General features: G+C 69.8%; 19 protein-coding genes. 15 read left to right on the forward strand and 4 right to left on the reverse strand.

The window, feature by feature from the left end:
- Positions 1-3 precede the first annotated feature (3 nt).
- From AC07SQ_RS14050 to AC07SQ_RS14065, 4 genes are all read left to right on the forward strand, one after another.
- Positions 4-2,541 (forward strand): DUF2169 family type VI secretion system accessory protein, encoded by a 2,538-nt coding sequence (locus AC07SQ_RS14050; protein ID WP_495273265.1) that lies wholly within the window; start codon positions 4-6, stop codon positions 2,539-2,541.
- Positions 2,538-3,587, forward strand: a complete 1,050-nt coding sequence (locus tag AC07SQ_RS14055) for a pentapeptide repeat-containing protein (RefSeq protein ID WP_495273199.1) — start codon at positions 2,538-2,540, stop codon at positions 3,585-3,587. The genes AC07SQ_RS14050 and AC07SQ_RS14055 overlap by 4 nt, the downstream gene beginning before the upstream one ends.
- 62 nt (positions 3,588-3,649) lie before the next feature.
- Complete coding sequence (locus tag AC07SQ_RS14060) at positions 3,650-4,312, forward strand: DUF3540 domain-containing protein (RefSeq protein WP_095743172.1); 663 nt, start codon at positions 3,650-3,652, stop codon at positions 4,310-4,312.
- A 44-nt stretch (positions 4,313-4,356) separates the two neighbouring features.
- A complete protein-coding gene (locus AC07SQ_RS14065; RefSeq protein ID WP_095743173.1) occupies positions 4,357-4,740 on the forward strand; it encodes a DUF4150 domain-containing protein in 384 nt (127 codons plus the stop codon).
- A 28-nt stretch (positions 4,741-4,768) separates the two neighbouring features.
- Here AC07SQ_RS14065 and AC07SQ_RS14070 read toward each other — a convergent pair whose 3' ends face one another.
- Genes AC07SQ_RS14070 through AC07SQ_RS14080 form a run of 3 tightly spaced genes read right to left on the reverse strand, consistent with a single transcriptional unit; the run spans position 4,769 to position 7,899 of the window.
- Positions 4,769-5,566: a PP2C family protein-serine/threonine phosphatase gene (locus AC07SQ_RS14070; RefSeq protein WP_354345221.1), complete on the reverse strand. Its 798-nt coding sequence runs from the start codon at positions 5,564-5,566 to the stop codon at positions 4,769-4,771.
- The gene (gene tagH / locus AC07SQ_RS14075) at positions 5,559-7,469 is read right to left on the reverse strand and encodes a type VI secretion system-associated FHA domain protein TagH (protein ID WP_495273200.1); all 1,911 of its coding nucleotides are present in this window, start codon (positions 7,467-7,469) and stop codon (positions 5,559-5,561) included. The genes AC07SQ_RS14070 and tagH overlap by 8 nt, the downstream gene beginning before the upstream one ends.
- A gap of 55 nt (positions 7,470-7,524) precedes the next feature.
- The gene (locus AC07SQ_RS14080; RefSeq protein WP_223301458.1) at positions 7,525-7,899 is read right to left on the reverse strand and encodes a TssQ family T6SS-associated lipoprotein; all 375 of its coding nucleotides are present in this window, start codon (positions 7,897-7,899) and stop codon (positions 7,525-7,527) included.
- A gap of 171 nt (positions 7,900-8,070) precedes the next feature.
- Here AC07SQ_RS14080 and tssJ point away from each other — a divergent pair, with 171 nt between their 5' ends.
- From tssJ to AC07SQ_RS14110, 6 genes are all read left to right on the forward strand, one after another.
- Positions 8,071-8,586 carry a type VI secretion system lipoprotein TssJ gene (gene tssJ, locus AC07SQ_RS14085; RefSeq protein WP_495273201.1) on the forward strand — a complete coding sequence of 172 codons (516 nt, stop codon included), beginning with the start codon at positions 8,071-8,073 and terminating at the stop codon, positions 8,584-8,586.
- Positions 8,587-8,829: 243 nt separating this feature from the next.
- Positions 8,830-10,125, forward strand: a complete 1,296-nt coding sequence (gene tssK, locus AC07SQ_RS14090) for a type VI secretion system baseplate subunit TssK (RefSeq protein ID WP_235926916.1) — start codon at positions 8,830-8,832, stop codon at positions 10,123-10,125.
- A gap of 8 nt (positions 10,126-10,133) precedes the next feature.
- On the forward strand, positions 10,134-11,516 hold the full coding sequence (locus AC07SQ_RS14095) for a DotU family type VI secretion system protein (RefSeq protein ID WP_495273202.1): 1,383 nt from the start codon (positions 10,134-10,136) through the stop codon (positions 11,514-11,516).
- Positions 11,516-15,151 (forward strand): type VI secretion system membrane subunit TssM, encoded by a 3,636-nt coding sequence (gene tssM / locus AC07SQ_RS14100; protein WP_495273203.1) that lies wholly within the window; start codon positions 11,516-11,518, stop codon positions 15,149-15,151. Before AC07SQ_RS14095 ends, tssM begins: the two co-directional genes overlap by 1 nt.
- 1 nt (position 15,152) lies before the next feature.
- Positions 15,153-15,878 (forward strand): type VI secretion system-associated protein TagF, encoded by a 726-nt coding sequence (tagF, locus tag AC07SQ_RS14105; RefSeq protein WP_062473933.1) that lies wholly within the window; start codon positions 15,153-15,155, stop codon positions 15,876-15,878.
- A gap of 36 nt (positions 15,879-15,914) precedes the next feature.
- Positions 15,915-17,885 (forward strand): serine/threonine-protein kinase, encoded by a 1,971-nt coding sequence (locus AC07SQ_RS14110; RefSeq protein WP_495273204.1) that lies wholly within the window; start codon positions 15,915-15,917, stop codon positions 17,883-17,885.
- A 12-nt stretch (positions 17,886-17,897) separates the two neighbouring features.
- Here AC07SQ_RS14110 and AC07SQ_RS14115 read toward each other — a convergent pair whose 3' ends face one another.
- A complete protein-coding gene (locus AC07SQ_RS14115) occupies positions 17,898-19,436 on the reverse strand; it encodes a YifB family Mg chelatase-like AAA ATPase (protein ID WP_495273205.1) in 1,539 nt (512 codons plus the stop codon).
- A 217-nt stretch (positions 19,437-19,653) separates the two neighbouring features.
- Between AC07SQ_RS14115 and AC07SQ_RS14120 the strand changes: the two genes are divergently transcribed.
- The 5 genes from AC07SQ_RS14120 (at position 19,654) to AC07SQ_RS14140 (ending at position 24,431) form a co-directional block, all read left to right on the forward strand.
- Entirely contained in the window at positions 19,654-20,520 is an 867-nt protein-coding gene (locus AC07SQ_RS14120) for a TorF family putative porin (protein ID WP_062482029.1), read from the forward strand.
- Positions 20,521-20,590: 70 nt separating this feature from the next.
- Complete coding sequence (glnK, locus tag AC07SQ_RS14125; RefSeq protein WP_056583732.1) at positions 20,591-20,929, forward strand: P-II family nitrogen regulator; 339 nt, start codon at positions 20,591-20,593, stop codon at positions 20,927-20,929.
- Between the two features lie 29 nt (positions 20,930-20,958).
- On the forward strand, positions 20,959-22,392 hold the full coding sequence (locus tag AC07SQ_RS14130) for an ammonium transporter (RefSeq protein WP_369630884.1): 1,434 nt from the start codon (positions 20,959-20,961) through the stop codon (positions 22,390-22,392).
- Positions 22,393-22,594: 202 nt separating this feature from the next.
- On the forward strand, positions 22,595-23,524 hold the full coding sequence (locus AC07SQ_RS14135) for an SMP-30/gluconolactonase/LRE family protein (protein WP_495273206.1): 930 nt from the start codon (positions 22,595-22,597) through the stop codon (positions 23,522-23,524).
- Between the two features lie 19 nt (positions 23,525-23,543).
- Positions 23,544-24,431: a LysR substrate-binding domain-containing protein gene (locus AC07SQ_RS14140; RefSeq protein WP_062482020.1), complete on the forward strand. Its 888-nt coding sequence runs from the start codon at positions 23,544-23,546 to the stop codon at positions 24,429-24,431.
- Positions 24,432-24,549: the final 118 nt, after the last annotated feature.

The raw sequence follows: 24,549 nt of genomic DNA on the forward strand, positions 1-24,549 counted from the left end.
ACCGTGAAGCCGATCCACCTGAGCATGCTCACGCATCCGTACCGCTGGCAGCGCAGCGACCACCTCGGGGTCGCGGTGATGGCCATGAGCACCCTGGGCGACAACCCGCATCTGGTGCTGGAGCAGGAGCTGTGGAAAAGCACGGCCGAACTCATCGGCCCCGGCGCGGTGCTGGACCTGGGCGTGTCCAAGCTGGTGCCCGAGGTGCTGGTCAGCGGCTACGCCTACACGAGCCACCAGCAGGACAAGACCAGTTGCGCGGTGAAGCTGCAGATCGCCGGGCTGCAGAAAACCCTCACGGTCCACGGCGACCGCTACTGGCTCGACCGCCGGGCCACGGCGCCGCAGCCTTTCGAGAAGATGCCGCTCGATTGGCGGCATGCCTACGGCGGCCCTGGCGTGCCGGAAAACCCGCTGGGCATGGGGACGGTCGAGGAGCTCGTCAACGGCGTGCGCGCCACGCGGCTCGCGCACATCGAGACGCCGGGCCGGCAGCCCACGTCGCCGAAGCAGGCCGTGCCGCCTGCCGGCTTCGGCGCGATCCCGCCCGACTGGCCGCAGCGCGCGTCGCTGATGGGCACGCAGTACGGCCAGGCATGGCTGGAGAACGACTACCCGGGTCTGGCCAAGGACGCCGACTGGCGCCACTTCAACGCGGCACCGGCCGATCAGCGCTGGGAAGGCCTGCAGGAAGTGCCCACCGGCGCGGCCTACGAACTCTGGAACATGCATCCGGACATTCCGGTGCTGCGCGGGCAGCTGCCGCGCTGGCAGGCCCGCTGTTTCGTGCAGCACACGCCTAGCGGCCCCGCGCTGCGCGAGGTGCCGCTGCGCCTGAGCACGGTCTGGTTCTTTCCGCACCTCGAACGGATGGTGCTGATCTGGCACGGCGTGTTCCCGGTCACGCAGGACGACGCGGCCGACGTGCCGCTGGGCATGGCAGCGCTGGAGCGCATGGACGACACGCCGCGCACCCTGGCGCACTACGAGTCGGTGCTCAAGCTGCGCTCGGAACCCGAACGCGGCGGCCTGCACGCGATGCGCGACAAGGACCTGGCGCCCCCGGAGGTGCTGAGCGACTGGGCCGACACCTTTCCGGCATCGGTCAACGAACCGCTCGTGCGCAACCTGCGCGCGGGGCAGCAGCGCGATCACGAGCGGCGGCGCGAAGAGCTGCGCGCACGCGGCCTGGACCCGGAAGTACACCAGCCCGCGCTGGCCTCGCCGGAACCTCCGCCGCACGTCGATGACCTGGTCGAGCACCTGGAGCGGATGGAGGCGCAGGGCCGCGACGCCAAGGCAAAGATGGAGGCGTTCGCCAGGCAGGCGGACGCCTCCGGTGTGTTCGCCCTCGATGCGCTGGGCGCAGGGCCGTCCCTGGCAGAGGAAGATGACGGCGACGGGAAGGACGATGCGCTGGTGCTGCCCGTGCCGCCACCTTCCGACACCGCGTCGGCGTTGCGGCAGCAGGCCGGTCTTTATTCGGCCCACCTGTCGAGTCCCCGGCCACCGGCGCCCTCGTTCCGTTCTGCCAAGTGGCGCCGGCGGCTCGAAGCCGTGGACCCGGCGCAGCGCGACTTCTCGCGGCTCAACCTCACTGGCGTCGACCTGTCCGGCATGGACCTGCGCGGCGCACGCTTCGTGGAGGCCGTGCTGCAGGACACGAACCTGCGCGGCGCGCAGCTCGACGACTGCGATTTCTCGCAGGCCGTGCTGGTGCGGGCCGACCTGAGCCAGGCCTCGATGGCGCGCGCGAAGCTCGTCAAGACAAACCTGGGCAGTGCCCGCTGCGAGCAGACCGTCTTCGACGGGGCCGAGCTGCGGGAAGCCAGTTGCGACAAGACGCGCTTCGACGGTTGCCGCATGGTGGGCATGCGCTTCGAGCTGACGCAACTGGGCGAAGCGACGCTGCAGCGCTGCGACCTCAGCCGCTCGCACTGGCAGCAGATGGTCGTGCTGCGCCTGAAGCTGGAAGACCTGCGCTTCGACGGTGCGAGCTTCGACCAGGTGACCTGGGTCGAATGCCGCCTGCAGAACGTGTCTTTCGTGGGCGCGCGCCTGGAGCGCTGCGGCTTCGTCACCGCCGACTGTTCGAACGGCGTCGATTTTTCGAACGCGCACCTCGAAGGCAGCGGCTTCGCGCACGGCTGCACGCTGGCGCAGGCCCGTTTCAACTCGGCCCTTCTCAAGGAGTGCGGCCTGCGGACCACGCCGATGCGGCAGGCCGACCTGAGCGATGCGCGCATCGACAACAGCGACCTGTCGGAATGCGACCTGAGCCATGCGCGGCTGGACCGCATGGTGGGTGGCGACAGCCTGTTCATCCGCACCAATTTTTCCGGTGCGTCGCTGCGCGAGGCCAACCTGATCGACGCGAACCTTGCCAAGGCCGACCTGCGCGGCGCCGACCTCACGCGCGCCAACCTGTTCCGCGCCGACGTGTCCCAGGTGCTGTTCGACCCCGCGACGCGCATGGATGGCACCTACACCAAGCATGCCAAGGTATGGCCGGCGCGTCGACCCGAGGCGCCGACCGCATGACCCGCGATGAACTGCTCGACCACATCCGCCATGGCGTCCAGGTCCGCACCGCCGACTGCCGGGGGTGGGACATGAGCGGGCTGGACCTGTCCGGCGCGATGCTCGACCACGTCGACTTCAGCGGTGCCCGCTTCACCGGTGCCAACCTGGAGGGCAGCGTGCTGACGCACTGCCGCCTGGACGGCGGGGACCTGTCGCGCAGCACGCTCGACAACGTGCAGTTCTTCAGCTGCCGGCTGCCGCAGGCGACGCTGGACGGTGCGCGGTGCGAAGGCACCCGTTTCTCAGAATCGACGCTGCCGCAGACGAGTTTCCTGGAAGCCCATGTCGATAACGCGCTGTTCTTTCGCTGCGAGCTGACGCAAAGCCGCCTGCGGTCGGACCACTTCAAGCAGGTTTCCTTCACGGAGTGCCGCCTGGAGGGGATCGACTTCTCGGGTTCCACGCTGCACTCGGTCACCTTCCATCGCCAGGACCTGACCACGGCGGTGTTCGCGGGCGCGAGCTTCGACACCACGCTGTTCATCGAGTGCGACCTGACGAAGCAGCGCTTTCCCGCGCAACGGTTCTTGCGCTGCGTGTTCACCGACAGCCGGATGGACCACGTCGATTTCGGCAACGCCGCCCTGGTGCAGTGCATCTTCAAGGGCGCCTCGCTGCGCCAGGCCAACTTCGCGCAGGCGGATGCGCCCAACGCGCTGTTTCCGGCCGCGGACCTGCGCGGCGCCACCCTGCAGCGCGGACGCTTCGATCGCGCCATCTGGGTGGAAGCCCTGCTCGAAGGCGCGGACCTCAGCGAGGCCCACATCCACGAGAGCGTGTTCCATCGGGCGCGCTGCAAGGGCGCCAGCTTCCGGGGGGCCAGCCTGCACGACGCCGATTTTTCCTACGCCGAGCTCGTCGATGCCGACCTGCGCGACGCGCAGTTCCTGCGAACGCGCGTGCATCGCACGGTGGAGGACGGTGCGCGGTTTTCGAGGCGCAAGGGCCTCATCGAGAGCGATCCCGAGCTGCACAAGGCGCAGACGTGGTCCAAGGTTCAGTGACGGCGAATGCAGCAATGCGCCGCATCGCAGGTCTTCCCGCAGATCAGACAAGGAGATTCATCATGACAGTCGTTCCACTGCGCACACCGGTCGAAGTGTCCGGGCCGGTCCAGCACCTGGGCCAGCTGGTGTCCGTCGATGCCGACGGGCTGTTCGAGGTGCACACCGAAGACGGCGCCACCTGGCACTGCCGCCGCGCCGCCAGCTGCCTGCTGCAGCCGCAGCCGGGCGACACCGTGCTGCTGTCGGGGCCGGACTCCCGGCGCGTCTACCTCCTGGCCGTCATCGAGCAGGCTGACGCGTCGGTGAGCCGCATCGAGGCGCCCGGCGATCTGCGCCTGGCGGCGCCCGCGGGGGCGATCTCGATCGAAAGCGCCGCGGACCTGCGCCTTCACAGCGCGGCGACGCTGCAGATGCAGGGCGCGCAATGGGCGCTCGACGCGCAACAGGCGCAGTGCGACGTGCGCGAGATGCGCTACACCGGGCAGGCGCTCGATGCCACGGTCGGCCGGCTGCGCCTGGTCGGCCAGGTGTTCGAGTCGGTGGCCGAGCGCGTGATGCAGATCGCGCGCAACGCACTGCGCTTCGTCGACGGCGTCGAGCAGGTGCGCGTCGGCCACCTCGACCTGCGCGCGCAGGAGACCGCCATCGTCCACGGCAAGCACGTGGTGATCACCGGCAAGGAACTGATGAAGGTCGACGCCGGGCAGATCCACATGGGCTGAAACAGACGCATCCCACCCCACAACAAACCCAAGGAGAAAACACGATGTTGGCGACACACCAATGGATGGGCGGCGCACTGGCGTTCCCGGACGTCTGCAAGATGCCGTTCCCGTTCCCGTTCTTCAACCTCGGCCTGCGGCCGATGACCATTCCGGCGTGCTGGCACATCCTGCTGTACGGCGGTCCGATGCACAACCTCTTCGCCAAGACGCCCATCACACTGCTCGACCAGCCGGGGGTGCTGGGCGGCATCATCTCGCAGGTATTCATGCAGATGCAGCGGCACATCACGGGCTCGTTCACCCTGCTGCTGCGCGGCGGGCCGGCCACGCGGCTGACCAGCCTGGCGGTTCAGAACCGCATGAACATCATCGGCTTCGAGTGCATCCCCGGCCTGCACTTCAAGTTCTTCAACTTCAAGTTCTGAAGCGCTTCGGCCGCGGCCTGACGGAGGGTCAGGCCGCCGTCCCCGCCAGCGTCACCTGCTGCGGCGACCCCACCCACACCGCCAGCGCTGAGTAGTTGTCGCGCGACTTGTCGGCCTTGGCCTCGGCCGCGCGGCGCAGCAGCGCGAGCCACTCTTCCGCGCTGTCGGCCAGTTGCAACGATCGCTCCATCACCTGCTGCGAGATCAGCTGCCAGAGCCCGTCGGTGCACAGAAGGAACGCATCGCCATCGGCCAGCCGCTGCGGTGTCGACACCGAGGTCTCCGCCGTCGCGCGCGCGCCGAGGGCGCGGTACAGCAGGTTGCTCTTCACCAGGCGCTCGCCACCATTCGCGCCCTGGCCCGCGGCGGCTTCGCCTGAGCGTTCCGACAGGCTGTGGTCTTCGGTGCGCTGCATCAGCGCGCCGCGGCGGAACCAGTAGAGGCGACTGTCGCCGACGTGGGCCCAGCAGGCCTCGCCGGTGGCGCGGTCGACGAACAGAGAGACGATGGTCGCGCTCATGCGGTTCTGGTCGGCCAGCTCGCGCTGCTTGGCGAGCACGGCGTCGTTGGCCTCCTTCACCGCATGGCGGATGTCTTCGGCCGCGACGGACGGGTGGTCGACAAAGGTGTTGAGCGCGGTGTCGACCACGATGCGCGAGGCCAGCTCGCCGCCCGCGTGGCCACCGACGCCGTCGCTCACGACGAAGCAGGCGTTGCGTTCGTCCAGGTGATAACCGATGGCGTCCTGGTTGCCGCTGCGTTCGCCCACGCACGAGAACTGCGAGGTCGAGATGGGCACGGCGAAGGCGTGGGTGGCTTCAAGCACGGCGCGCCTCCTTCAAGCGTTCCATCTCGCGGTCGTAGGCCTGCTGGAAGGCGCGGCCGAAGACGGCCTGGAAGTCGTCCTCGACGGCGGCGGTGGTGCTGGCGTGCAACTGCTTCAGCTGGCGCCACAGCCGCGCCTCGCGTCCGCCGGGTAGAAACTTCTCGCCGAGTCCGCCGTCGTGCGGCGTGGCCTTGTCGAGACCGCCCGGGTCGAAGCGGTGCAGCAGCGTGAGCAGCGCGGCGCGCATGCCGGCGACCATGCCGAGCTGGTGCGACTGCAGGTCGCCCAGCGCATCGTGCACGGCGGCCTCGGGCGTGAGAAAGCCGGGCATGCGCGCGCCGAACATCTGCATCAGCACGGCGCGGCCGTTGGGCAAAATCTTGAAGGGGTTGTTCTCTTCGTCCACGATCATGGTGATCTCGGCGCGCACCTCGCGCTTGAGCATCGCGCGCGACGACAGCAGCTCGATGGTGCCGTCGGTGAAGGCGCGCATCAGCCGGCCGAGGTGGCGCATCGCCTCGGCATCGAGCGGCTGCTGGCCCGCGATCTCGGGCACGCCGGCGCCTTCGAGGAACGCCTTGAACAGGTCGTCGCCGGAGGAGGGGGCGCGTGATGAGGTCGGCGCTGGTGCAGGGACTGCAGCGACGGGCAAGGCGGGCGGCGCTTCTTCAGGCACCGCCGGTGCGACGGGAATCTCCGGCGCCGCGGCAATGACAGGTTTCTCTTCAACAGGCGCAGCCTCTTCCACAGGCTCCGGCACGGCGACCGATGGCGTGACTGTCACCGGCTGCGGCGGATTGAACTGCGACGTCATCTCGCGCGCATGGTTCGCGAGGCTGTGGCCCGACGCCGCGGCCGGCGGCCGTGCGATCAGGTCCATGGCCGGGTGCACGTCGTCGAGCGGGTTGTCCTGCGTCAGCGCCGTGGGGCGCGGGTCGGACAGCGGCGAGGGCGCATCGCGGTCTTCGGCGAAGAAGGAGAGCGGGTCCATGCTGCGCTTGAGCGCGAGGTCCGACAGGCCCTGCGTCGCCTGCGGGTCCAGACCGGCGAGCGGATCGACGGGGTTGCGCTGTGCCTGCGAGGGCAGGGCGAAGGGCTCGTGCGCCAGCGGGTCGGGCATGGGCGCCGCCGCATCGTCGGCGCGGCGCGGTGCGTTCGCGAGGATGGCGTCCCAGTCGGCGGCCGAGGGCATCTGCGCGGAGACCTGCGTGGTCGTGGAAGGCGCTGCAGCAGTGGAAGAGAGCGACGGTGGCGGCGGTGCAGGTAGCGGCGCAGGTAGCGGCGCAGGTAGCGGCGCAGGAGCCGGCGCATTCACCGGCGCCGGCGCGAAGGTCGGCATCGCGACCGTCGTCTCGGGCGGTGCATCGCCCAGGGGCAGCGCGCCTTCGCCGAACAGGTCCGCAAAGACATCGGAGGCCGGTGCTGCGGTGGGCAGCAGCGCGCTGATCGACGGGGCCGATGCGAGGTTCGATGCCACAGGCGGAGCAGACACCAACTGCGACAGCGGCGGCTCGGTGATCGGTGCGGCCGGTGGTTCCGTGAGCGGCTCGGTGATGGGGGCCTCGGCGATCGCAGGCGGTGGGGCCTGGCTTGCACTCGCGGCTTCGAGCACGTAGCTGCCGATGGTCACGCGGTCGCCCAGCGCGACGCGCGATTCTTCTTCGTGGCGCAGCGTGCGTCCGTTCACGCTGATCGGCAGCACCGCACTCATGTTGCGCACCACGGCGGCGCCGTCGTCGTCGAAGCGCACGGTGGCCTGCAGGCGCGAGATCTGCCGGTGTTCGTCGGGCAGCACGAGGTGGTTGTCGGGGCTGCGGCCGATGGTGCCGCCCGGGGCGGCGAGCAGTGCCGAGGGCCCCGAGGCCACGGGCATGCCGCCGTGTTCAATCACTGTCCAGCGCATGGCATCTCCATGTTCGTCGCGGCATGAGCACTGCGCGGCCGTGGCCGGCCGCGTGTCATCCGCGCTTCATCTTCTTCGCGGCCTCGAACGCGGGGCCCCACACGGGGTGGGTGCGTTCCGCGACGTTCAGGTCGAAGCTCGGGAACACATCGAGGAGCTTGCGGAATTGCGTGCGGCATTCCGCGATCTGGTTGTTCACGCAGTAGCTGAAGGCCTCGAGCTTGAGTGCGGCCAGCCGCGTCGCGGGCTCGGCCCCGTCGAACACCGACACGCCGCCGCTCTTCAACGTGGAGATGGCCTTGGCGTAGTCGCCCGCATCGTAGGCCTGCTGCGCGCGTTCGAGCGTGGTGCGTGCCACTTGCTGGCTCAGGCGTTCGGGTTGCTGTGATGCATCCGGGGTGCTCTGGCAGCCGCTCAACAGCGCAAGCATGAAGGCAAAAGACAGAACAGGCAGGCAAGACTTCAATCTTTTCTCCTACTTCGCGAGAGGCAATGCGTGAGAGAGGGCGTGCTGTTGCATCACGATGCAACAGCACGCAATGCACACCGTGCGCGTGCATGGTTTCGATAATATAGATCGCGAAGCTTTCAGGGAGATCTCATGCATCGACGGACCTTGATTCAAGGCGCATTGGCCACATCGCCGTTGCTCGCAGGCCTCGCTGGTTGCGCATCGACAGCGAAGTCGATGCCCACGCCGTATGCCATCACCGTGCGCATCGACGACGGCGTGAATCCCGATGGTCGCGGCCAGGCCGCACCGATTCTCGTGAAGGTCTTCGAACTGAAATCTTCCGGCAACTTTGAAGCGGCAGACTACTTCGCGCTGCAGGACCGCGACCGCGAGACGCTCATGACCGAGCTCGTGAACGCGGACCAGGCCATCTTGCGCAGCGGCGAGGAACGCGTGTTCAAGCGCGAGGCCGGACTCGACTCGCGCGCCATCGGCGTGATCGCCGGCTATCGCAAGCTGGAAGCGGCACGGTGGCGCATCGTGTTGCCGTTGAAGGAGCCGAAACAAACGAATCTTTACAAGGTGTGGCAGTTTTCTCCGAGCGAGCAGAGCGTGCGCATCGCGGTGCGCAAGAGCGGCCTCGAACTGCTACCAAGTCGTTAAGTTTCAACGCGCGCTAATACGAAAGTGCGGCGCATTCGCCTCTGAAAAGGCATGCAAAACGCAAGAGGCGCCGTGTAGCATCAGACGCGAAAGAAGATCGAGCGGGGAGCCGCTGTACAGCGCATTTCCCGCCTCCGTGTGAGCACTCCAGGAGGTTCTTTGGTGACAGTTCGCAACGCGGGCGCAGCCGGTCAGGGCGCCCAATCTCAGGCATTGGCGAATCGCGTGGTGTGGTCCGAAGGCATGTACCTGCGGCCCCAGCACTTCCAGCAGATGGAGCGCTATGTCGAGCAGTACGTCACTCGCCGCACCGCGGGCATGCAGGGTGCCTACTGGGGATGGCTGCACCTGGACATCGACCGCGATGCCTTCGCGCTCGGGCGCGTGTCGCTGCTCGGCGGCGCGGGCGTGCTGCCCGACGGCACGCCGTTCTCGTTCGGCCTCGAAGACGCACCGATGCCCTTCGACGTGCCCACCGACCTCACCGACGAACTCATCGTGCTCGCACTGCCGCTGCGCCGGCCCGGCAGCGAAGAGGTGATCTTCTCGGAAGACGAAGGCTCGGCCGCGCGCTTCGGCGTGGTCGAGCGCGAAGTGGCCGACGGCAACGCGGTGGCGCTCGGCCCCGCGGTGCTGCAGCTGGCGAAGCCGCGCCTGCGGCTGGCGCGCGCGTCGTCGCTCACGGCCGAGTGGCAGGCCATCGGCGCGGTGCGCGTGATCGAGCGGCGCACCGACCACAAGCTGGTGGTCGATGCCAACTACATCCCGCCGGTGCTCGATGCCTCGGCGCACCCGATGCTGCGCAGCATGACGGCCGAGCTGCATGGCCTGCTCACGCAACGCTCCGAGGCGCTGGCCTCGCGGCTGTCGCAGCCGGGGCGCGGCGGCGTGAGCGAGGTCTCCGACTTCCTGCTGCTGGAGCTGGTCAACCGCTACCTCGCGCTCACCTGGCATGCGCAGCAGGCGGTGCAGGTGCACCCCGAGACGCTGTTCGTCGACTGGCTCAAGCTGGCCTGCGACCTGGCCACGCACACCTCGCCCACGCGCCGTCCGGTGGTGTGGCCGGTGTACGACCACGACAACCTCAACGAGAGCATCCGCCCGTTGATGGAGGAGCTGCGGCGTTCGCTGTCGGCGGTGCTCGAGCAGAGCGCCATCGCCATCGAACTCGAAGAGCGCAGCCACGGCGTGCGCGTGGGCCGCATGCCCGACCCGGTGCTGGTGCGCAACGCGGCCTTCGTGCTCGCGGTGCATGCCGACCTGCCGGCCGACGCCGTGCAGCAGCGCTTTCCGACGCAGGTCAAGATCGGCTCGGTCGAGCGCATCCGCGACCTCGTGCAGCTGCAGCTGCCCGGCGTGGTCGTGCGCTCGCTGCCGGTGGCGCCGCGCCAGATCCCGTACCACGCGGGCTACCACTACTTCGAACTCGACAAGGGCGGCGACATGTGGCGCCAGCTCGAGAAATCGGGCGGCGTCGCCATGCACCTGGCCGGCGACTTTCCGGGGCTCGCCATGGAGTTCTGGGCCATCCGTCCGTGAGGGACCCTATGAACGGTGCCAATGACATGGCCGTCGGCCCGGGTGGTTTCGTGCCGCCCAATCCGGGCGGCGGCGCGACCACGCACAGCGGCCCGGGGCCGCAGCCCCAGCAGCAACCCCAGCCCGATGCCTTCACCGCGTGGCACGACGCGCGGCGCCCGCATGCGGGCGACACGGCGCTGGCGGGCAACAACCCGCTGGTGGCGGCGGCCAACCCGCTGCTCGACCTGATCCCGCAGATCCGCGCCACCGGCCACCACCCGTCGCCCGCGCAACTGCGCGAACACCTGGTCGACGAGGTGCGTCGTTTCGAGACGCGCGCGCAGCAGGCCGGCATCGCGCCCGAAGTGATCATCGGCGCGCGCTACTGCCTGTGCACCGCGGTCGACGAGGCCGCGGCGCTCACGCCGTGGGGCGGCAGCATCTGGTCGTCGCAGAGCCTGCTCGTGATGTTCCACAACGAGACCTGGGGCGGCGAGAAGTTCTTCCAGCTGCTGTCGCGGCTGGTGCAGAACCCGCAGCAGCACCTGCACCTCATCGAGCTCATCTACTTCTGCCTGGCCATGGGCTTCGAGGGGCGCTTTCGCGTCATCGACAACGGCCGCTCGCAGCTGGAGACGCTCAAGCAGCGGCTGCTGCAGATCATCCGGCAGGCGCGCGGCGAAATCGCGGCGCCGCTGTCGCCGCACTGGCAGGACGCGAGCGCGCCCGTGCGCCGCACGCGCCACTGGCTGCCGGTGTGGGCCGTGGGCGCGGTGGCGGCGGTGCTGCTGGTGCTGGTGTTCGCGGTGCTCACCTTCAACCTCGCGGGCCATTCCGACGGCGCCTTCTCGGCCGTGAACGCGGTGCGCCTGCCGCAGACGCAGCGCGCGGTGGCGGTGCCCGCGGCGCAGCCGCGCCTGCAGCGTTTTCTCGAGCCCGAGATCCGCGACGGCCTGCTCACGGTGCGCGACGAGGCCGACCGCAGCGTGGTGGTGCTGCGCGGCGACGGCCTGTTCGCCTCGGGCTCCGACCGCGTGCTCGACCGCTACGCGCCGGTGCTCGCGCGCGTGGCCGACGCGCTCAACGCGGTGGAAGGCAACGTGCTGGTCAGCGGCTTCAGCGACGACCAGCCGATCCGCAGCGTGCGCTTCCCGTCCAACTGGCAGCTCTCGCAGGCGCGCGCCGATGCGGTGAAGGCCATGATCGCCACGCGCCTGAGCCGGCCCGAGCGCTTGCGCGCCGAAGGCCGCGGCGATGCCGACCCGCTGGTGCCCAACGACTCGGCGGCCAACCGCGCGCGCAACCGGCGCGTCGAGGTGACGCTGCTGGTGGCGCCGGTGGCGGGCGTGCCGGTGCCGGGGTCTGCGCCGCAACCCCGGCAGCCACAACCACAAGGAGGAACCCGCTGATGCTGCGCGCGCTCTTCCGTTTTCTCGTCAGCCGCGACCTCTGGGTCTTCTTCGGGCTGGTCGCGCTCGCGTTCCTGATCTGGGTCATCGGCCCGGTGATCGCCGTGGGCCGCTACCGGCCGCTCGAAGGCGAGTTCGTGCGCATCGTCGTCATCGCGCTGATGTTCGGCGTGTGGCTGGTGCGCGTGGCCTACCGCAAGTGGCGCGAGCGCCGCCTCAACGCGCAGCTGCTGCACCAGCTGCGCACGCCGTCGCCCAAGGCGAAGGAGGCCAAGCCCGAAGAGGCGCCCGAGATCAAGGAGCTGCACAGCGGCTTCGCCGACGCCACCGCGGTGCTGAAGAACATGCGCTTCGGCCCCGGCCCGGGCGGCAAGGCGGCCGGGCGCTTCGCGCTGTTCGACCGGCAGTACCTGTACCAGCTGCCCTGGTACATCTTCATCGGCGCACCGGGCTCGGGCAAGACCACGGCGCTGGTCAACTCCGACCTCGACTTTCCGCTCGCCGACCAGCTCGGCAAGGCCGCGGTGCGCGGCATCGGCGGCACGCGCAATTGCGACTGGTGGTTCACCAACGAGGCCGTGCTCATCGACACGGCCGGGCGCTACACCACGCACGAGAGCCACCGCGAGACCGACGAGGGCGAGTGGAAGGGCTTCATCGAGCTGCTCAAGAAGTTCCGGCCGCGCCAGCCCATCAACGGCGCGATCCTCACCATCAGCATCGCCGACCTGCCGCTGGCCGACGACGCGCAGCGCGCGCGCCACGCCATGGCCTTGCGCAAGCGGCTGCTCGAGCTGCGCAACGACCTGGGCATCAACTTCCCGGTGTACGTGCTGGTCACCAAGACCGACCTGCTGGCCGGCTTCAACGAGTACTTCGGCTCGCTGGGCCGCGCCGAGCGCCAGCAGGTGTGGGGCTTCACCTTCCCCATCGAGGGCAACCCCGCCGACCCGGCCAAGGCCGACCTGCGCGAGCGCTTCCACCAGGAATACAAGCTGCTGCACCAGCGCCTGGACGAGCGCTTGCCCGAGCTGATGGCCACCGAGCCCGACCCGATGCGGCGCGCGCAGGCCTACCTGCTGCCGCAGCAGTTCGCGAGCTTCGAGGACATCCTGGGCACCTTCCTGGCCGACGTGTTCAACCCGTCGAAGTTCGAGGTGGCGCCGCTGCTGCGCGGCGTGTACTTCACCAGCGGCACGCAGGAGGGCACGGCCTTCGACCGCGTGATGGGCGCCATCAAGCGCTACCTGCAGGTGAACGCGCCGCCCGCGCCGCCGCCGGGCCCGGGCAAGAGCTACTTCCTGAAAGAGCTGCTGCAGCAGGTGATCTTCCGCGATGCGGGCGTGGCCGGCACCAACCTGCGCTGGTACCGGCGCCGCCGCGCCATCGACCTCGCGGGCTACGCGCTGGTCGGCGTGCTCGCGGTGGTGCTGCTGGGCGCGTGGGCCAACAGCTGGCGCCACAACAAGGCCTACGTGGCCGAGGTGGACGGCAACGCCAAGGCTTTCAACAAGGCCGCCGCGCGTGGCGAGTTGCCGACGGTGGTCGATTCGAGCGGCGACATCGCGAGCTCGCTGCTCATCCTCGACCGCCTGCGCGACCTGCCGAAGTCGGCCGAGTTCGACATCGGCGATCCGCCCGTGGGCTACCGCTTCGGGCTCTACCAGGGCGAGAAGCTGCAGGCCGCCACCGACGGCGTGTACCAGCGCGCGTTGGAGACGGTGCTGCTGCCGCAGGCCGCGCAACGCGTCGAGCAGTCGCTGCGCGAGGCTGCGAAGCTCGACGCCGAATACAGCTACGAGGCGCTCAAGGCCTATCTCATGCTGTACGACCCCGAGCGCTACGACGCCGACTTTCTGCAGGCCTGGCTGCTGACCGACGTCGACCGCAAGATCGGCGCCTCGCTCACGCGCGAGCAGCGCACGAACCTCGAAGCGCACCTGAAGACGCTGTTCGCCGACCGCGTCGTGAGCTCGCCCTTCACCAAGGACGACAAGCTCATCGCGCAGACGCGCGAGCGCCTGGCGGGCGTGCCGCTGGCGCAGCGCTCGTACGCGCGGCTGCGCCGCATCCTGCTGCAGACCAGCGCGCCCAATGCCTTCACCATCGCCGAGGCGGGCGGCGCGGAGTCGGCGCTGGTGGTCCGGCGCGCCAGCGGCAAGCCGCTGACCGACGGCATTCCCACGCTGTTCACCTACCGCGGCTACTGGGACATCTTCGACAAGCGCATGGCCGAGACCACGCTGGCGCTGGAGCAGGAAGACCGCTGGGTGCTGCAGATCCGCGCGCCGGGCATCGCCGACATCACCTCGCGCGAGCTGCTGCTGCGCGAAGTGCGGCGCCTGTACCTCAGCGACTACATCCGCACCTGGGACGAGTACCTGGCCGACATCCGGCTGGCCGAGAGCAAGTCGCTGCTGCAGAGCATCCAGATGACGCGCGTGCTGTCGACCGGCGAGTCGCCGATGTCGCGCCTCATTCGCGGCGCGGCGCGCGAGACCGACCTGCTGCGCAACCACGACGAGGCCACGCGCAGCCTGCTTGACCAGGCACAGAACCGCGTGACCAGCACGCGCGAGCGCATCGAGCAGCTCATCGGCCAGCCCGACGGCAGCCAGCGCCGCAACACCGCGCCCGACCGGCCCGAGTCGCTGGTCGACAACCACTTCGCGCCGCTGCGGCGCATGGTGACCGCGCCCAAGGCCGGCGGCCAGACGCCGCTGGACCAGACGGCCGCGCTCATCAACGAGCTGTACACCTTCCTCACCGCCACCGACACCGCGCTGCGCAGCGGCAACATCCCGCCGCCCGGCGACGCCGTGACCAAGCTGCAGGCCGAAGCAGGGCGCCTGCCGGTGCCGTTCCAGGGCATGCTGAACGACCTGTCGGCCACCGCGTCGTCGAAGGCTGCGGCGGTGACGCGGCAGAACATCGGGCAGAACGCCGCCGCGACCATCGGGCAGTTCTGCAGCCAGGCGATCACGGGGCGCTACCCGTTCGCGCGTGGCTCCAACCGCGACGTGGCGGCCGGCGACTTCGCGCAGCTGTTCGCGCCCGGCGGGATGATGGACGACTTCTTTCAAAAGAACCTCGCCTCGCAGGTCGACACCTCGGTCAACCCGTGGACCTTCAAGCGCGGCGTGGACGGCAGCGCGTCGGGGCGCTCGGCCTACCTCGATGCGTTCCAGAAGGCGCAGGCGATCCGCGACGTGTTCTTCACGGGCATGGCGGGCGGGCGCACGCCCTCGTTCACGCTCGACATCCGGCCCGAGGACATGGACGCCACGCTCACGCAGTTCACGCTGGACATCGACGGCCAGACGGTGCGCTACGCCCACGGCCCGCAGGCGCCCAGCAGCATCAAGTGGCCCGGTCCGCGCAACAGCAACCAGGTGCGGCTGCAGGTCACGGTGGCCAACGGCACGCCGGCCGGCGGCATCGTGACCGAAGGGCCGTGGGCGCTGCACCGGCTGTTCGACAAGGCCTCGATCTCGTCGGGGCGCACGCCCGAGTCGTTCAACGCGACCTTCGACCTGCAAGGCAAGAAGGTGGTGCTCGCGGTGACGGCCAACAGCGTCTACAACCCGCTGCGGCTGTCGCAGATGAACAGCTTCTCCTGCCCCGGGAAATCCTAGGATGACGCCTCCCCCGCACGCCTGGTCGCCGCTTGACGAGCAGATCGGCTGGTACGGCAAGCTGCCGTCGGCCGGCGACTTTCTCTACCGCCGCATGCCGCGCGAACTGCAGGCCTGGTGGGACCGCTGGATGCAGAACGGCCTGGGCAGCTTCAAGCGCTGGCCCGACGCCATGACGCGCCACTACGCGGTGGCCCCGGTCTGGAACTTCGCCATCCCCGCCACGCACGGCGTGAACGCGGTGCAGCTGGGCTGCATCGCGCCCAGCTGCGACCGCGTGGGCCGTTACTACCCGGCCTGCGTGGCGCTGCAGGTGGACGCGGCGCGCTACCACCCCGCGCTGCTCGAAGGTTCGGCCGCCTGGTACTGGCAGTGCGGCAGCGCGCTGCTGCAGGCCATTCGCCACGGCGTGGCGCCCGATCTCTTCGACGGCCAGGTGCTGGCCGCGGGTCGCACGGGCTTTCGCACCGCCAGCGGCGGCTCGGACGACATCCTCTCGATCCTCGGCGCGGCCGCCGGCCCGGCCAACGGTGCGCGCGGCGCGAGCGCGCAGCAGCGCCTGGGCTGGCCCGAACTGCCGCTGTGCTTCGACCCCTTCGGCGGCACCAGCTACTGGTGGACCAACCAGGCCGACGGCTCGCCGCTGCGCACCGCGGCGCACGGCGGCGGGCTCAACACGCCGCTGTTTTCCCAGTTGTTTTCGCAAGGCCACGTGCCGTGGGCATGACGCGCCCGACCCACCCGCAGGAAGAAGAGACACCCCATGACGACGCCCGCCAGCCCTAGCGCGACGCCCGACCCGCAGGAGGAGCGCCCCCATCCCCTCGGCACGGGCCACCGGCTCGACGAGTTCGAGCTGCTCGAAGTCATCGGCGAGGGCGGCTTCGGCATCGTCTACCGCGCCTACGACCACTCGCTGCAGCGCGAGGTGGCGGTCAAGGAATACATGCCCTCGATGCTCGCGCGCCGCGTGGGCGACAACAGCGTGCACGTGCGCTCCGAGCGCCTCACCGCCACCTTCGCGGCCGGCCTGCGCAGCTTCATCAACGAGGCGCGCACGCTGGCGCAGTTCAGCCACCCGGCGCTGGTGCGGGTGCATCGCTTCTGGGAGGCCAACTCCACCGCCTACATGGCGATCCAGCTGTACAAGGGCCGCACGCTGCGCCAGCTGGCGGAAAGCGAGCCCGGCACGCTGACCGAGCCCTGGCTGCTGGGCATGCTGGGGCCGCTGCTGGGCGCGCTCGACACGCTGCACCACAGCCAGTGCTTCCACCGCGACATCGCGCCCGACAACATCTTCATCCAGCAGCAGGACGACCGCCCGGTGCTGCTGGACTTCGGCGCCGCGCGCAAGTCGATCGCCGACCTGGTCGACGAGGTCGCGGTGATGGTGAAGTCGGGCTACTCGCCGATCGAGCAGTACGCCGACGACAACACGCTGCTGCAGGGCGCGTGGACCGACCTCTATGCGCTGGGCGCCGTGCTGTACCGCGCGGTGACCGGCCACCCGCCGCCCTCGGCCGTGGTGCGCAGCGTGCAGGACGCCTACGTGCCGCTGTCGTCGATGGACCGCGACGACCTGAGCCCGGCCTTCTGCGCCGCGGTGGACCACACGCTGGCCGTGCACAGCAAGGACCGCACGCAGACGGTGGCGGCCTTCGCGGCGGAGTTGGGGCTGGTGAAGCTGGGCGATCTCTATGTGGTGGACCGGGCGGCGCCGCCGGCGGCGGTGGCTGCCGCTGCTGCCGTGCCCGTCGCGGCGCCCGCGCCGCAGGAGCCGCCTGCGCCGGAGCCGGTGGAGGAAGCGCCACCGCCCGCGCCCGAGGTGCAGCCCGTGCCCGTGGAAGCGGCGACCGCGCGCGTGCAGGCACCGCCGCCTGCACCGCCATCGCCTGTCGCGCGCCCGAAGAAGCCGGCCAAGCGTCCGCCGTGGTTCCTTGTCGGCGCGCTGGTGCTCGCGCTGTTCGCGGTCGGCGGCTGGATCGGCTGGCGGCTGACGGCCAAGGCGCCGTCCGATCCGATGATTGCGGCCGCGCCGCCGCCGGGCACGCCGATGTCCGATCCGGGCGCGCCTCCGGCCGCGATGCCGCCGGCCGGCGCGACCTCCGAGGCGCCGCCGGCGTCCGCGCCCGCTGCATCGGCCAGCGCCCCGCTGAGCCCGCTCGACAACGTGCCCATCGCCGCCGCGCCCACGCCACCTGCGGCGCCCCCGGCCGAGCCCGAGGCGCCGCCCGCGCAGCCTGCACCGCCGGCCCAATCCGAAGCGCCGCCGCCCCCCGACCCCGCCGTGGTCGCCGAGGTGGAAGACTGGAACCTGGCCCAGGCCGAGAACACCCGCGAAGGCTACGAGGCCTACCTGCGGCGCCACCGCCGCGGCCTGCATGCGCGCGAGGCGCGCAACGCCATCGCCCAGCTCAACCGGCAGTCGCCGCCGCCACCCGCCGCGGGCAGCACGAACCCCGTGCCGACCGTGATCGCGGGCGCACCGCCGGCCCCGCCACCGCCGCCGGCCGCGGCGCCCGGCATGGGCCGCGTGCAGTTCAACATCCGGCCCTGGGGCCAGGTCTTCGTCGATGGCGCGGACCGCGGCGTGAGCCCGCCGCTCAAGTCGCTGCCGCTGCGCCCCGGCATCTACACGATCGAGGTGCGCAACGGCGACCTCACGGCCTACCGCCAGCGCGTGACGGTGCAGGACAGCAAGTCCGCACCGGTGGTGAGCCACGAGTTCAAGTAAGAGGGCAGCAGGTCAGGGCGTGCCGGTGCGCAATGCGCGGCGGTACTGCACCGCCTCCGCCACGTGCGCGGCCTGCACCGCGTCCTGCCCCGCGAGGTCGGCGATGGTGCGCGCCACCTTCAGCGCTCGGTGCGTGCTGCGCGCCGACCAGCCCAGCCGCGCGGCGGCCTGCTGCAGCAGCTGGCGGGCGGGGCCGTCGAGCACGGCGTGCGTGTCGATCGCGCGGCCCTGCAGCGCCTGGTTCGCATGGCCCTGGCGTTGCAGCGCGCGGTCGCGCGCGCCCACCACGCGCGCACGGATGCTGTCGGTCGATTCGCCCGCCGGCGCATCGAGCAATTGCGGCGCCGACACGGCCGCCACTTCGATGTGCAGGTCGATGCGGTCCAGCAGGGGGCCGCTGAGCTTGCCCTGGTAACGCGCGACGCGCTCGGGCGTGCAGCGGCAGGGCTTCAGCGTGGAGCCGAGGTAGCCGCAGGGGCAGGGGTTCATCGCGGCGATGAGCTGGAAGCGCGCCGGAAACTCCGCGCGACGGGCGGCGCGGGTGATCGTGATGGTGCCGGTCTCCAGCGGCTCGCGCAGGGCTTCGAGTGCGCCGCGCGTGAACTCGGGGAACTCGTCCAAAAACAGCACGCCGTGGTGCGCGCGCGAGATCTCGCCCGGCCGGGGCGGCGAGCCGCCGCCCACCAGCGCCACCGCGCTCGCCGTGTGGTGCGGCGTGGCCGTCGGGCGGCTCATCCATCGCTCGGGCGCCAGCCGGCCGTCGAGGCTGGCGATGGCCGCGCTTTCCAGTGCCTCGTCCACGTTCATCGGCGGCAGCAGGCCGGCGAAGCGGTGCGCGAGCATCGACTTGCCCGAGCCCGGCTCGCCCACCATCAGCAGGCTGTGGCCGCCGGCCGCGGCAATCTCGAGGGCGCGCTTGGCGCCGGTGTGGCCCTTGACGTCGGCCAGGTCGGCATAGCGCGGGGCGCCGTCGCCGGGCGCGGCGCGCACGCGGGTCCAGCCGTCGTCGGTTGCGTCGACGGGCCCGCCGCCGCTGGCGACGAACTGGCGCACCACGTCGAGCAGGTGCTTGGCGCCGTACACCTGCGCGCCGGGCACCAGCGCGGCCTCCTGGGCGCTGTCCAGGGGCAGCACCAGCCGCACGGTCGTGCCTTGCGTGTAGGTGGCCACGGCCATCGCGAGCGCGCCGCGCACGGGGCGCAGTTCGCCCGACAGCGACAGCTCGCCGGCGAACTCGTGGCCGGCGAGGCGCGCGTTCTCGATCTGCCCGCTGGCCGCGAGGATGCCCAGCGCGATGGGCAGGTCGAAGCGGCCCGAGTCCTTCGGCAGATCGGCGGGCGCCAGATTGACCACGATCTTCTTGTTGGTCGGAAATTCGAGCCCGGCGTTCTGGATCGCCGAGCGCACGCGTTCGCGCGCCTCCTTGACCTCGGTCTCGGCCAGCCCGACCAGCGTGAAGCTCGGCAGGCCGTTCGCCAGATGCACCTCGACCGTGACGGCGGCGGCCTCCAGGCCGAGCAAGGCGCGGCTTTGCACCAAAGACAGACTCATTTTTCTCCCTCTCCCCAAGTTGGTGCGCCTGCGACGTGCAAGCCCAGGACCGTGCAGCGTGCAAGCGTGTGCAACTGCCGGAAACAGGGCTTGTAACGATTTGGCGCTCATCGCCGGACACCTGCGCCCTCTGGCCGGGGCGGTATTCGTGCAGTTTGGCACGCTCCCTGCTTTGAGGGTGCTCAGGTCCAACAACACACTTGCGAGGAGTTCCCTGATGACGCACCGTACCGCCGCCCAGGCGTTGATCGTTCTGGCCACTGCACTGACCGCCTCGGGCGCCGCCATGGCCCAGGCCGCCGACGCCGCCGCACCGGCGCCCGCGCCCCTGCTCACGGGCAATGTCTCGCTGACCACGAACTATAAGTTCCGCGGCCAGGACCAGGACATGATCGGCAAGAACGACTACGCCAAGACCAAGGGCTTCAAGCCCGCCATCCAGGGCGGCTTCGACTACGCCTTCGGCGACAGCGGCTTCTACATCGGCAACTGGAACTCCAGCGTCAACTGGCTCAAGGGCAACAGCATCGAGAGCGACCTGTACGGCGGCTACAAGTTCAAGGCCGGCCCGGTCGACATGGACGTCGGTGCGCTCACCTACATCTACCCCGGCAACTCGGTGGGCAACACCACCGAGCTGTACGTGGGCGCCACCTACGCCAACGACAGCTTCGGCTCGTTCACGGCCAAGTACTCGCACACGGTGTCCAAGGACTACTTCGGCTATGCCGGCGCCAAGACGGGCTCGGGCCTGAAGGGCCGCAACACCGGCTACCTGAACCTGGCCTACAGCAAGGAGATCGTGCCCAAGGTCACGCTCAAGGCCGCCGTCGGCTTCACCAACATGTCCAGCGACATCCGCAGCCTGGGCTACAAGAGCTACGTGGACTACAACATCGGCGCCACCTACGACTTCGGCAGCGGCCTGACGCTCACGGGCTCGGTGCAGGGCGCCAACAAGAAGTCCAACTACCAGGTCGTGGCCTACCCGGGCATCGAGATCCCCGACTTCGGCACCTTCGGCACCACCTACTACTCGCCCAACAAGGCACGCTTCATCCTCACGCTGACGAAGACGCTGTAATCGACACAACAACCAGGCGCGGCCCACGTTGCCGCGCCGCCTTTCATCCATCCAGAAGGAGCAACTCATCATGAAGCTGGTCACAGCCATCATCAAACCGTTCAAGCTCGACGAGGTGCGCGAAGCGCTCTCGGCCATCGGCGTGCAGGGCATCACCGTCACGGAAGTGAAGGGCTTCGGTCGCCAGAAGGGCCACACCGAGCTGTACCGCGGCGCCGAGTACGTGGTCGACTTCCTGCCCAAGGTGAAGATCGAGGCGGCCATCTCCGACGAGCTGGTCGACCGCGTGATCGAGGCCGTGGAAGGCGCCGCGCGCACCGGGAAGATCGGCGACGGCAAGATCTTTGTCTACAACCTCGAGCAGGTCGTGCGCATCCGCACCGGCGAAACGGGCCGTGAAGCCCTCTGATCGAGTCCTGGCCCGAAAGAACAACGACTATGAAAAAACTTCTTGTCTCTCTTGCGCTCGGCTTGAGCGTCTTCGTTGCCGGTACTTCGGCGCTGGCCCAGGCACCCGCCGCCACCCCTGAGGCACCGGCTGCATCGGCACCTGCTGCACCTGCCGCTGCTGCGCCCGCTCCTGCAGCGGCTGCGGCACCCGCTGCTGCCGAAGCTGCGCCCGCCGCACCGGCCGCTGCTCCCGCGCCCAAGGTCGACTCCGGCGACACCGCCTGGATGCTCACCTCGACCCTGCTCGTGATCCTGATGACCATTCCCGGCCTGGCGCTGTTCTACGGCGGCCTGGGCCGTTCCAAGAACATGCTGTCGGTGCTGATGCAGGTCTTCGTGATCTTCTCGCTCATCAGCCTGCTGTGGGCCATCTACGGCTACAGCCTGGCCTTCACGGGCGACGGCAACTTCTTCGGAAGCTTCGACAAGATCTTCATGAAGGGCATCACGCAGGAGACCTTCGGCGCGCTGACCACGATCCCCGAATACGTGTTCTTCGCCTTCCAGGGCACCTTCGCGGCCATCACCGTGGCGCTGATCGTCGGCGCCTTTGCAGAACGCGCCAAGTTCTCGGCCGTGCTGCTGTTCTCGGTGATCTGGTTCACCTTCAGCTACGTGCCCATGGCCCACATCGTGTGGGGCGGCGGCCTGCTGGGCAAGGACGGCGCGCTGGACTTCGCCGGCGGCACCGTGGTGCACATCAACGCCGGTATCGCCGGCCTGGTCGGTGCCTACATGGTCGGCAAGCGCGTGGGCTACGGCAAGGAAGCCTTCACGCCGCACTCGCTCACGCTCACCATGGTCGGCGCCTCGCTGCTGTGGGTCGGCTGGTTCGGCTTCAACGCCGGCTCGGCAGGTGCGGCCAACGCCGCCGCTGGCCTGGCCTTCGTGAACACGGTGCTCGCCACCGCCGCCGCGGCGCTGTCGTGGATCCTGGGTGAGAGCCTGCACAAGGGCAAGGCCTCGATGCTGGGCGCCGCATCCGGTGCCGTGGCCGGCCTCGTGGCCGTCACGCCCGCCGCCGGTTTCGTCGGCCCGATGGGCTCGATCGTGATGGGCCTGCTGGCCGGCCTGATCTGCCTGTGGGGCGTGGGCGGTCTCAAGCGCATGCTCGGCGCGGACGACGCGTTCGACGTGTTCGGCGTGCACGGCGTGGGCGGCATCCTGGGTGCCATCCTGACCGGCGTGTTCGCTGCCAAGGGCCTGGGCGGCACCGGCGGCCTGACCCCCGACACCTTCTCGATGGGCGCGCAGGTCTGGATCCAGGTCAAGAGCGTGCTGTTCACCATCGTGTGGTCCGGCGTGGTCGCGTTCATCGCCTACAAGATCGCCGACCTGACCCTGGGCCTGCGTGTGTCGGAAGAAGAAGAGCGCGAAGGCCTCGACATCTCGTCCCACGGCGAAACGGCTTACAACCGCTGATTCGCACACAGACAGCGGGTGGCCCGGCACGGCGCCGGCCCCCGCGCTTCAAAGACCACCACCCTTTTCGATACAAAGAAGAACAACCACTCCCGGTTTTTTCAGGCGAGTCTCCTTTGGATGTTCAGCCCGCGAGCGCTTCGGCGTCAGCGGGCTTTTTTTTGCCCGCGGCCCGCGTGGCCGGGGGCACAATCGCCCCACCATGTGGACCTCCATCGAAGACAGCCTCTGCGAACTGGGTGAATCGCCGTTCTGGCATCCGCACGAACGCGCGCTCTACTGGCTCGACATCCCGGGCCGCGCCGTGCTGCGCACGCGCGGCGAGATCGGTTCGCCCACGGCCACGGTCGAGCGCTGGGCGCTGCCCACCGAGCCCGGCTGCATGGCGCCGGCACGCACGGGCGGCCTCGTGATCGCGCTGCGCGACGGCATCTACCGGGCCCGCGAGTGGGGCGGCAGCCTCGTCGCGATGGCGCGCGCGGAGCACGACGTGCGCACCATGCGCTTCAACGACGGCAAGTGCGACGCGCTCGGCCGTTTCTGGGCCGGTTCGCTCAACGAAGCCAAGGACCGCGCCAACGCCGCGCTCTACTGCTTCGACGCACGCCCCGGAGACGTCTCGCCCACCATCACCTCGATGCTGGAACACGTCACCACCGCCAACGGCCTGGCGTTCTCGCCCGACAACCGCACCCTGTACTGGGCCGACACCGCCGCGCACGTGGTGCGCGCCTGGGACTGGGACGCCGAGGCCAACACGCTGTCGCATGCGCGCGTGTTCCAGCAGTTCGATCCCAAGCCCGCGGGCTGGGTACCCAGCACGCCCACGCACTACGACGGCCGACCCGACGGCGCCACCGTCGACGCCGCCGGCCACTACTGGGTCGCGATGTTCGAAGGCGCGCAGCTGCTGCGCTTTGCGTCCACGGGCGAGCGCGTGGCGGCCATCGCGGTGCCGGTGCAGTGCCCGACCATGCCCTGCTTCGGCGGCGACGACCTGCGCACCCTGTTCGTCACCAGCGGGCGCAAGGGCCGCCCGGCCGACGAGCTGGTGCAGCGCCCGGCCTCGGGCACCGTGCTCTCGATGCGCGTCGACACGCCGGGCCTGCCGGTCAGCTTCTTCGAAGACTGAGCCTTCCGGCGCCTCGCGGATGGCCCTGCACCACATCCCCCCGATCCAATGCCTGCTGACCTTCGAGGCCGTCGCGCGCCTGCGGCATGCGGGCCGCGCGGCCGACGAGCTGTGCGTGACGGCCAGCGCCGTGAGCCACCGCATCCGCCAGCTCGAGGCGCACGTGGGCTTCAAGCTCTTCGGGCGCAGCGACTTCAGCCTCACGGCCGACGGCGCGGCCTACCTGGCGAACGTGCGCGTCGGCCTGGCCGCGCTGCAGCAGGCCACGCCCGGCAGCCGTGACGCGGCGCTGCGCGCACCGCGCCTGAGCGTGGCCGTCACGCCCACCTTCAGCCGCCAGTTCTTGATGCCGCGGCTGGAGCTCTTTCGCAACATCTACCCCGACATCGAGCTGGCGCTGCATGTGTCGATCCCGCTGCTCGACGTCACGGCCGAGCAGACCGACCTGCAGGTGCGCTACGGCATCGGCGCGTACGCCGACTGCGAGCACCGCCTGCTCATCGCCGAGGACGTGGTGCCCGCCTGCAGCCCGAGCTACCTCAACGAGTTCGGGCCCTTCGACGGCTTTCGCACCGCGGCCGAGATCGCCAGCGCGCGGCTGATCCGCAGCCCGCTCGAGCCCTGGGGCACCTGGTTCGCGAGCTGCGGCATCGACCAGCCCGAGCCGCACCTGGGTGCGCAGTTCAACGACCTGGGCCTGGTCTACGACGCGGCCGCCAGCGGCTTCGGCGTGGCGCTGGTGCGACAGAAGCTGGGCGCCGCCTGGTTCGAATCGGGACGGCTGGTGGCGCTGTCGGAACGCCCCGTGCCCTCGCCGCACCGCCACTACATCTGCTGGCAGCCGGGCACGCTGGAGCGCTGGGAGTGCGCGGCCTTCGTCGACTGGATCGTTCAGACGCTCCATTGACGCGCGGTTGACCGACAGGTCTGCCCGACAAATTTTTATCAAGGTCCGGGCAAAAAACCTTCAATCCGGACGGCGCGCATCTCCCTAGAGTGCGGGGCACAACAACAGCCTCCCCGGA

The organism is Variovorax sp. GW821-FHT06D12 (assembly GCF_059419205.1).

Excerpts from the sequence above, each read along its gene's own strand:
- tssK (WP_235926916.1), top strand. The coding sequence starts at position 8,830 with ATGTACCTGCGGCCCCAGCACTTCCAGCAGATGGAGCGCTATGTCGAG.
- glnK (WP_056583732.1), top strand. The coding sequence starts at position 20,591 with ATGAAGCTGGTCACAGCCATCATCAAACCGTTCAAGCTCGACGAGGTG.
- AC07SQ_RS14080 (WP_223301458.1), bottom strand. The coding sequence starts at position 7,899 with ATGCTTGCGCTGTTGAGCGGCTGCCAGAGCACCCCGGATGCATCACAG.
- AC07SQ_RS14060 (WP_095743172.1), top strand. The coding sequence starts at position 3,650 with ATGACAGTCGTTCCACTGCGCACACCGGTCGAAGTGTCCGGGCCGGTC.
- tagH (WP_495273200.1), bottom strand. The coding sequence starts at position 7,469 with ATGCGCTGGACAGTGATTGAACACGGCGGCATGCCCGTGGCCTCGGGG.
- AC07SQ_RS14130 (WP_369630884.1), top strand. The coding sequence starts at position 20,959 with ATGAAAAAACTTCTTGTCTCTCTTGCGCTCGGCTTGAGCGTCTTCGTT.
- AC07SQ_RS14135 (WP_495273206.1), top strand. The coding sequence starts at position 22,595 with ATGTGGACCTCCATCGAAGACAGCCTCTGCGAACTGGGTGAATCGCCG.
- AC07SQ_RS14140 (WP_062482020.1), top strand. The coding sequence starts at position 23,544 with ATGGCCCTGCACCACATCCCCCCGATCCAATGCCTGCTGACCTTCGAG.
- AC07SQ_RS14110 (WP_495273204.1), top strand. The coding sequence starts at position 15,915 with ATGACGACGCCCGCCAGCCCTAGCGCGACGCCCGACCCGCAGGAGGAG.
- AC07SQ_RS14055 (WP_495273199.1), top strand. The coding sequence starts at position 2,538 with ATGACCCGCGATGAACTGCTCGACCACATCCGCCATGGCGTCCAGGTC.
- AC07SQ_RS14120 (WP_062482029.1), top strand. The coding sequence starts at position 19,654 with ATGACGCACCGTACCGCCGCCCAGGCGTTGATCGTTCTGGCCACTGCA.
- AC07SQ_RS14065 (WP_095743173.1), top strand. The coding sequence starts at position 4,357 with ATGTTGGCGACACACCAATGGATGGGCGGCGCACTGGCGTTCCCGGAC.
- AC07SQ_RS14095 (WP_495273202.1), top strand. The coding sequence starts at position 10,134 with ATGAACGGTGCCAATGACATGGCCGTCGGCCCGGGTGGTTTCGTGCCG.
- tssM (WP_495273203.1), top strand. The coding sequence starts at position 11,516 with ATGCTGCGCGCGCTCTTCCGTTTTCTCGTCAGCCGCGACCTCTGGGTC.
- tssJ (WP_495273201.1), top strand. The coding sequence starts at position 8,071 with ATGCATCGACGGACCTTGATTCAAGGCGCATTGGCCACATCGCCGTTG.
- AC07SQ_RS14115 (WP_495273205.1), bottom strand. The coding sequence starts at position 19,436 with ATGAGTCTGTCTTTGGTGCAAAGCCGCGCCTTGCTCGGCCTGGAGGCC.
- tagF (WP_062473933.1), top strand. The coding sequence starts at position 15,153 with ATGACGCCTCCCCCGCACGCCTGGTCGCCGCTTGACGAGCAGATCGGC.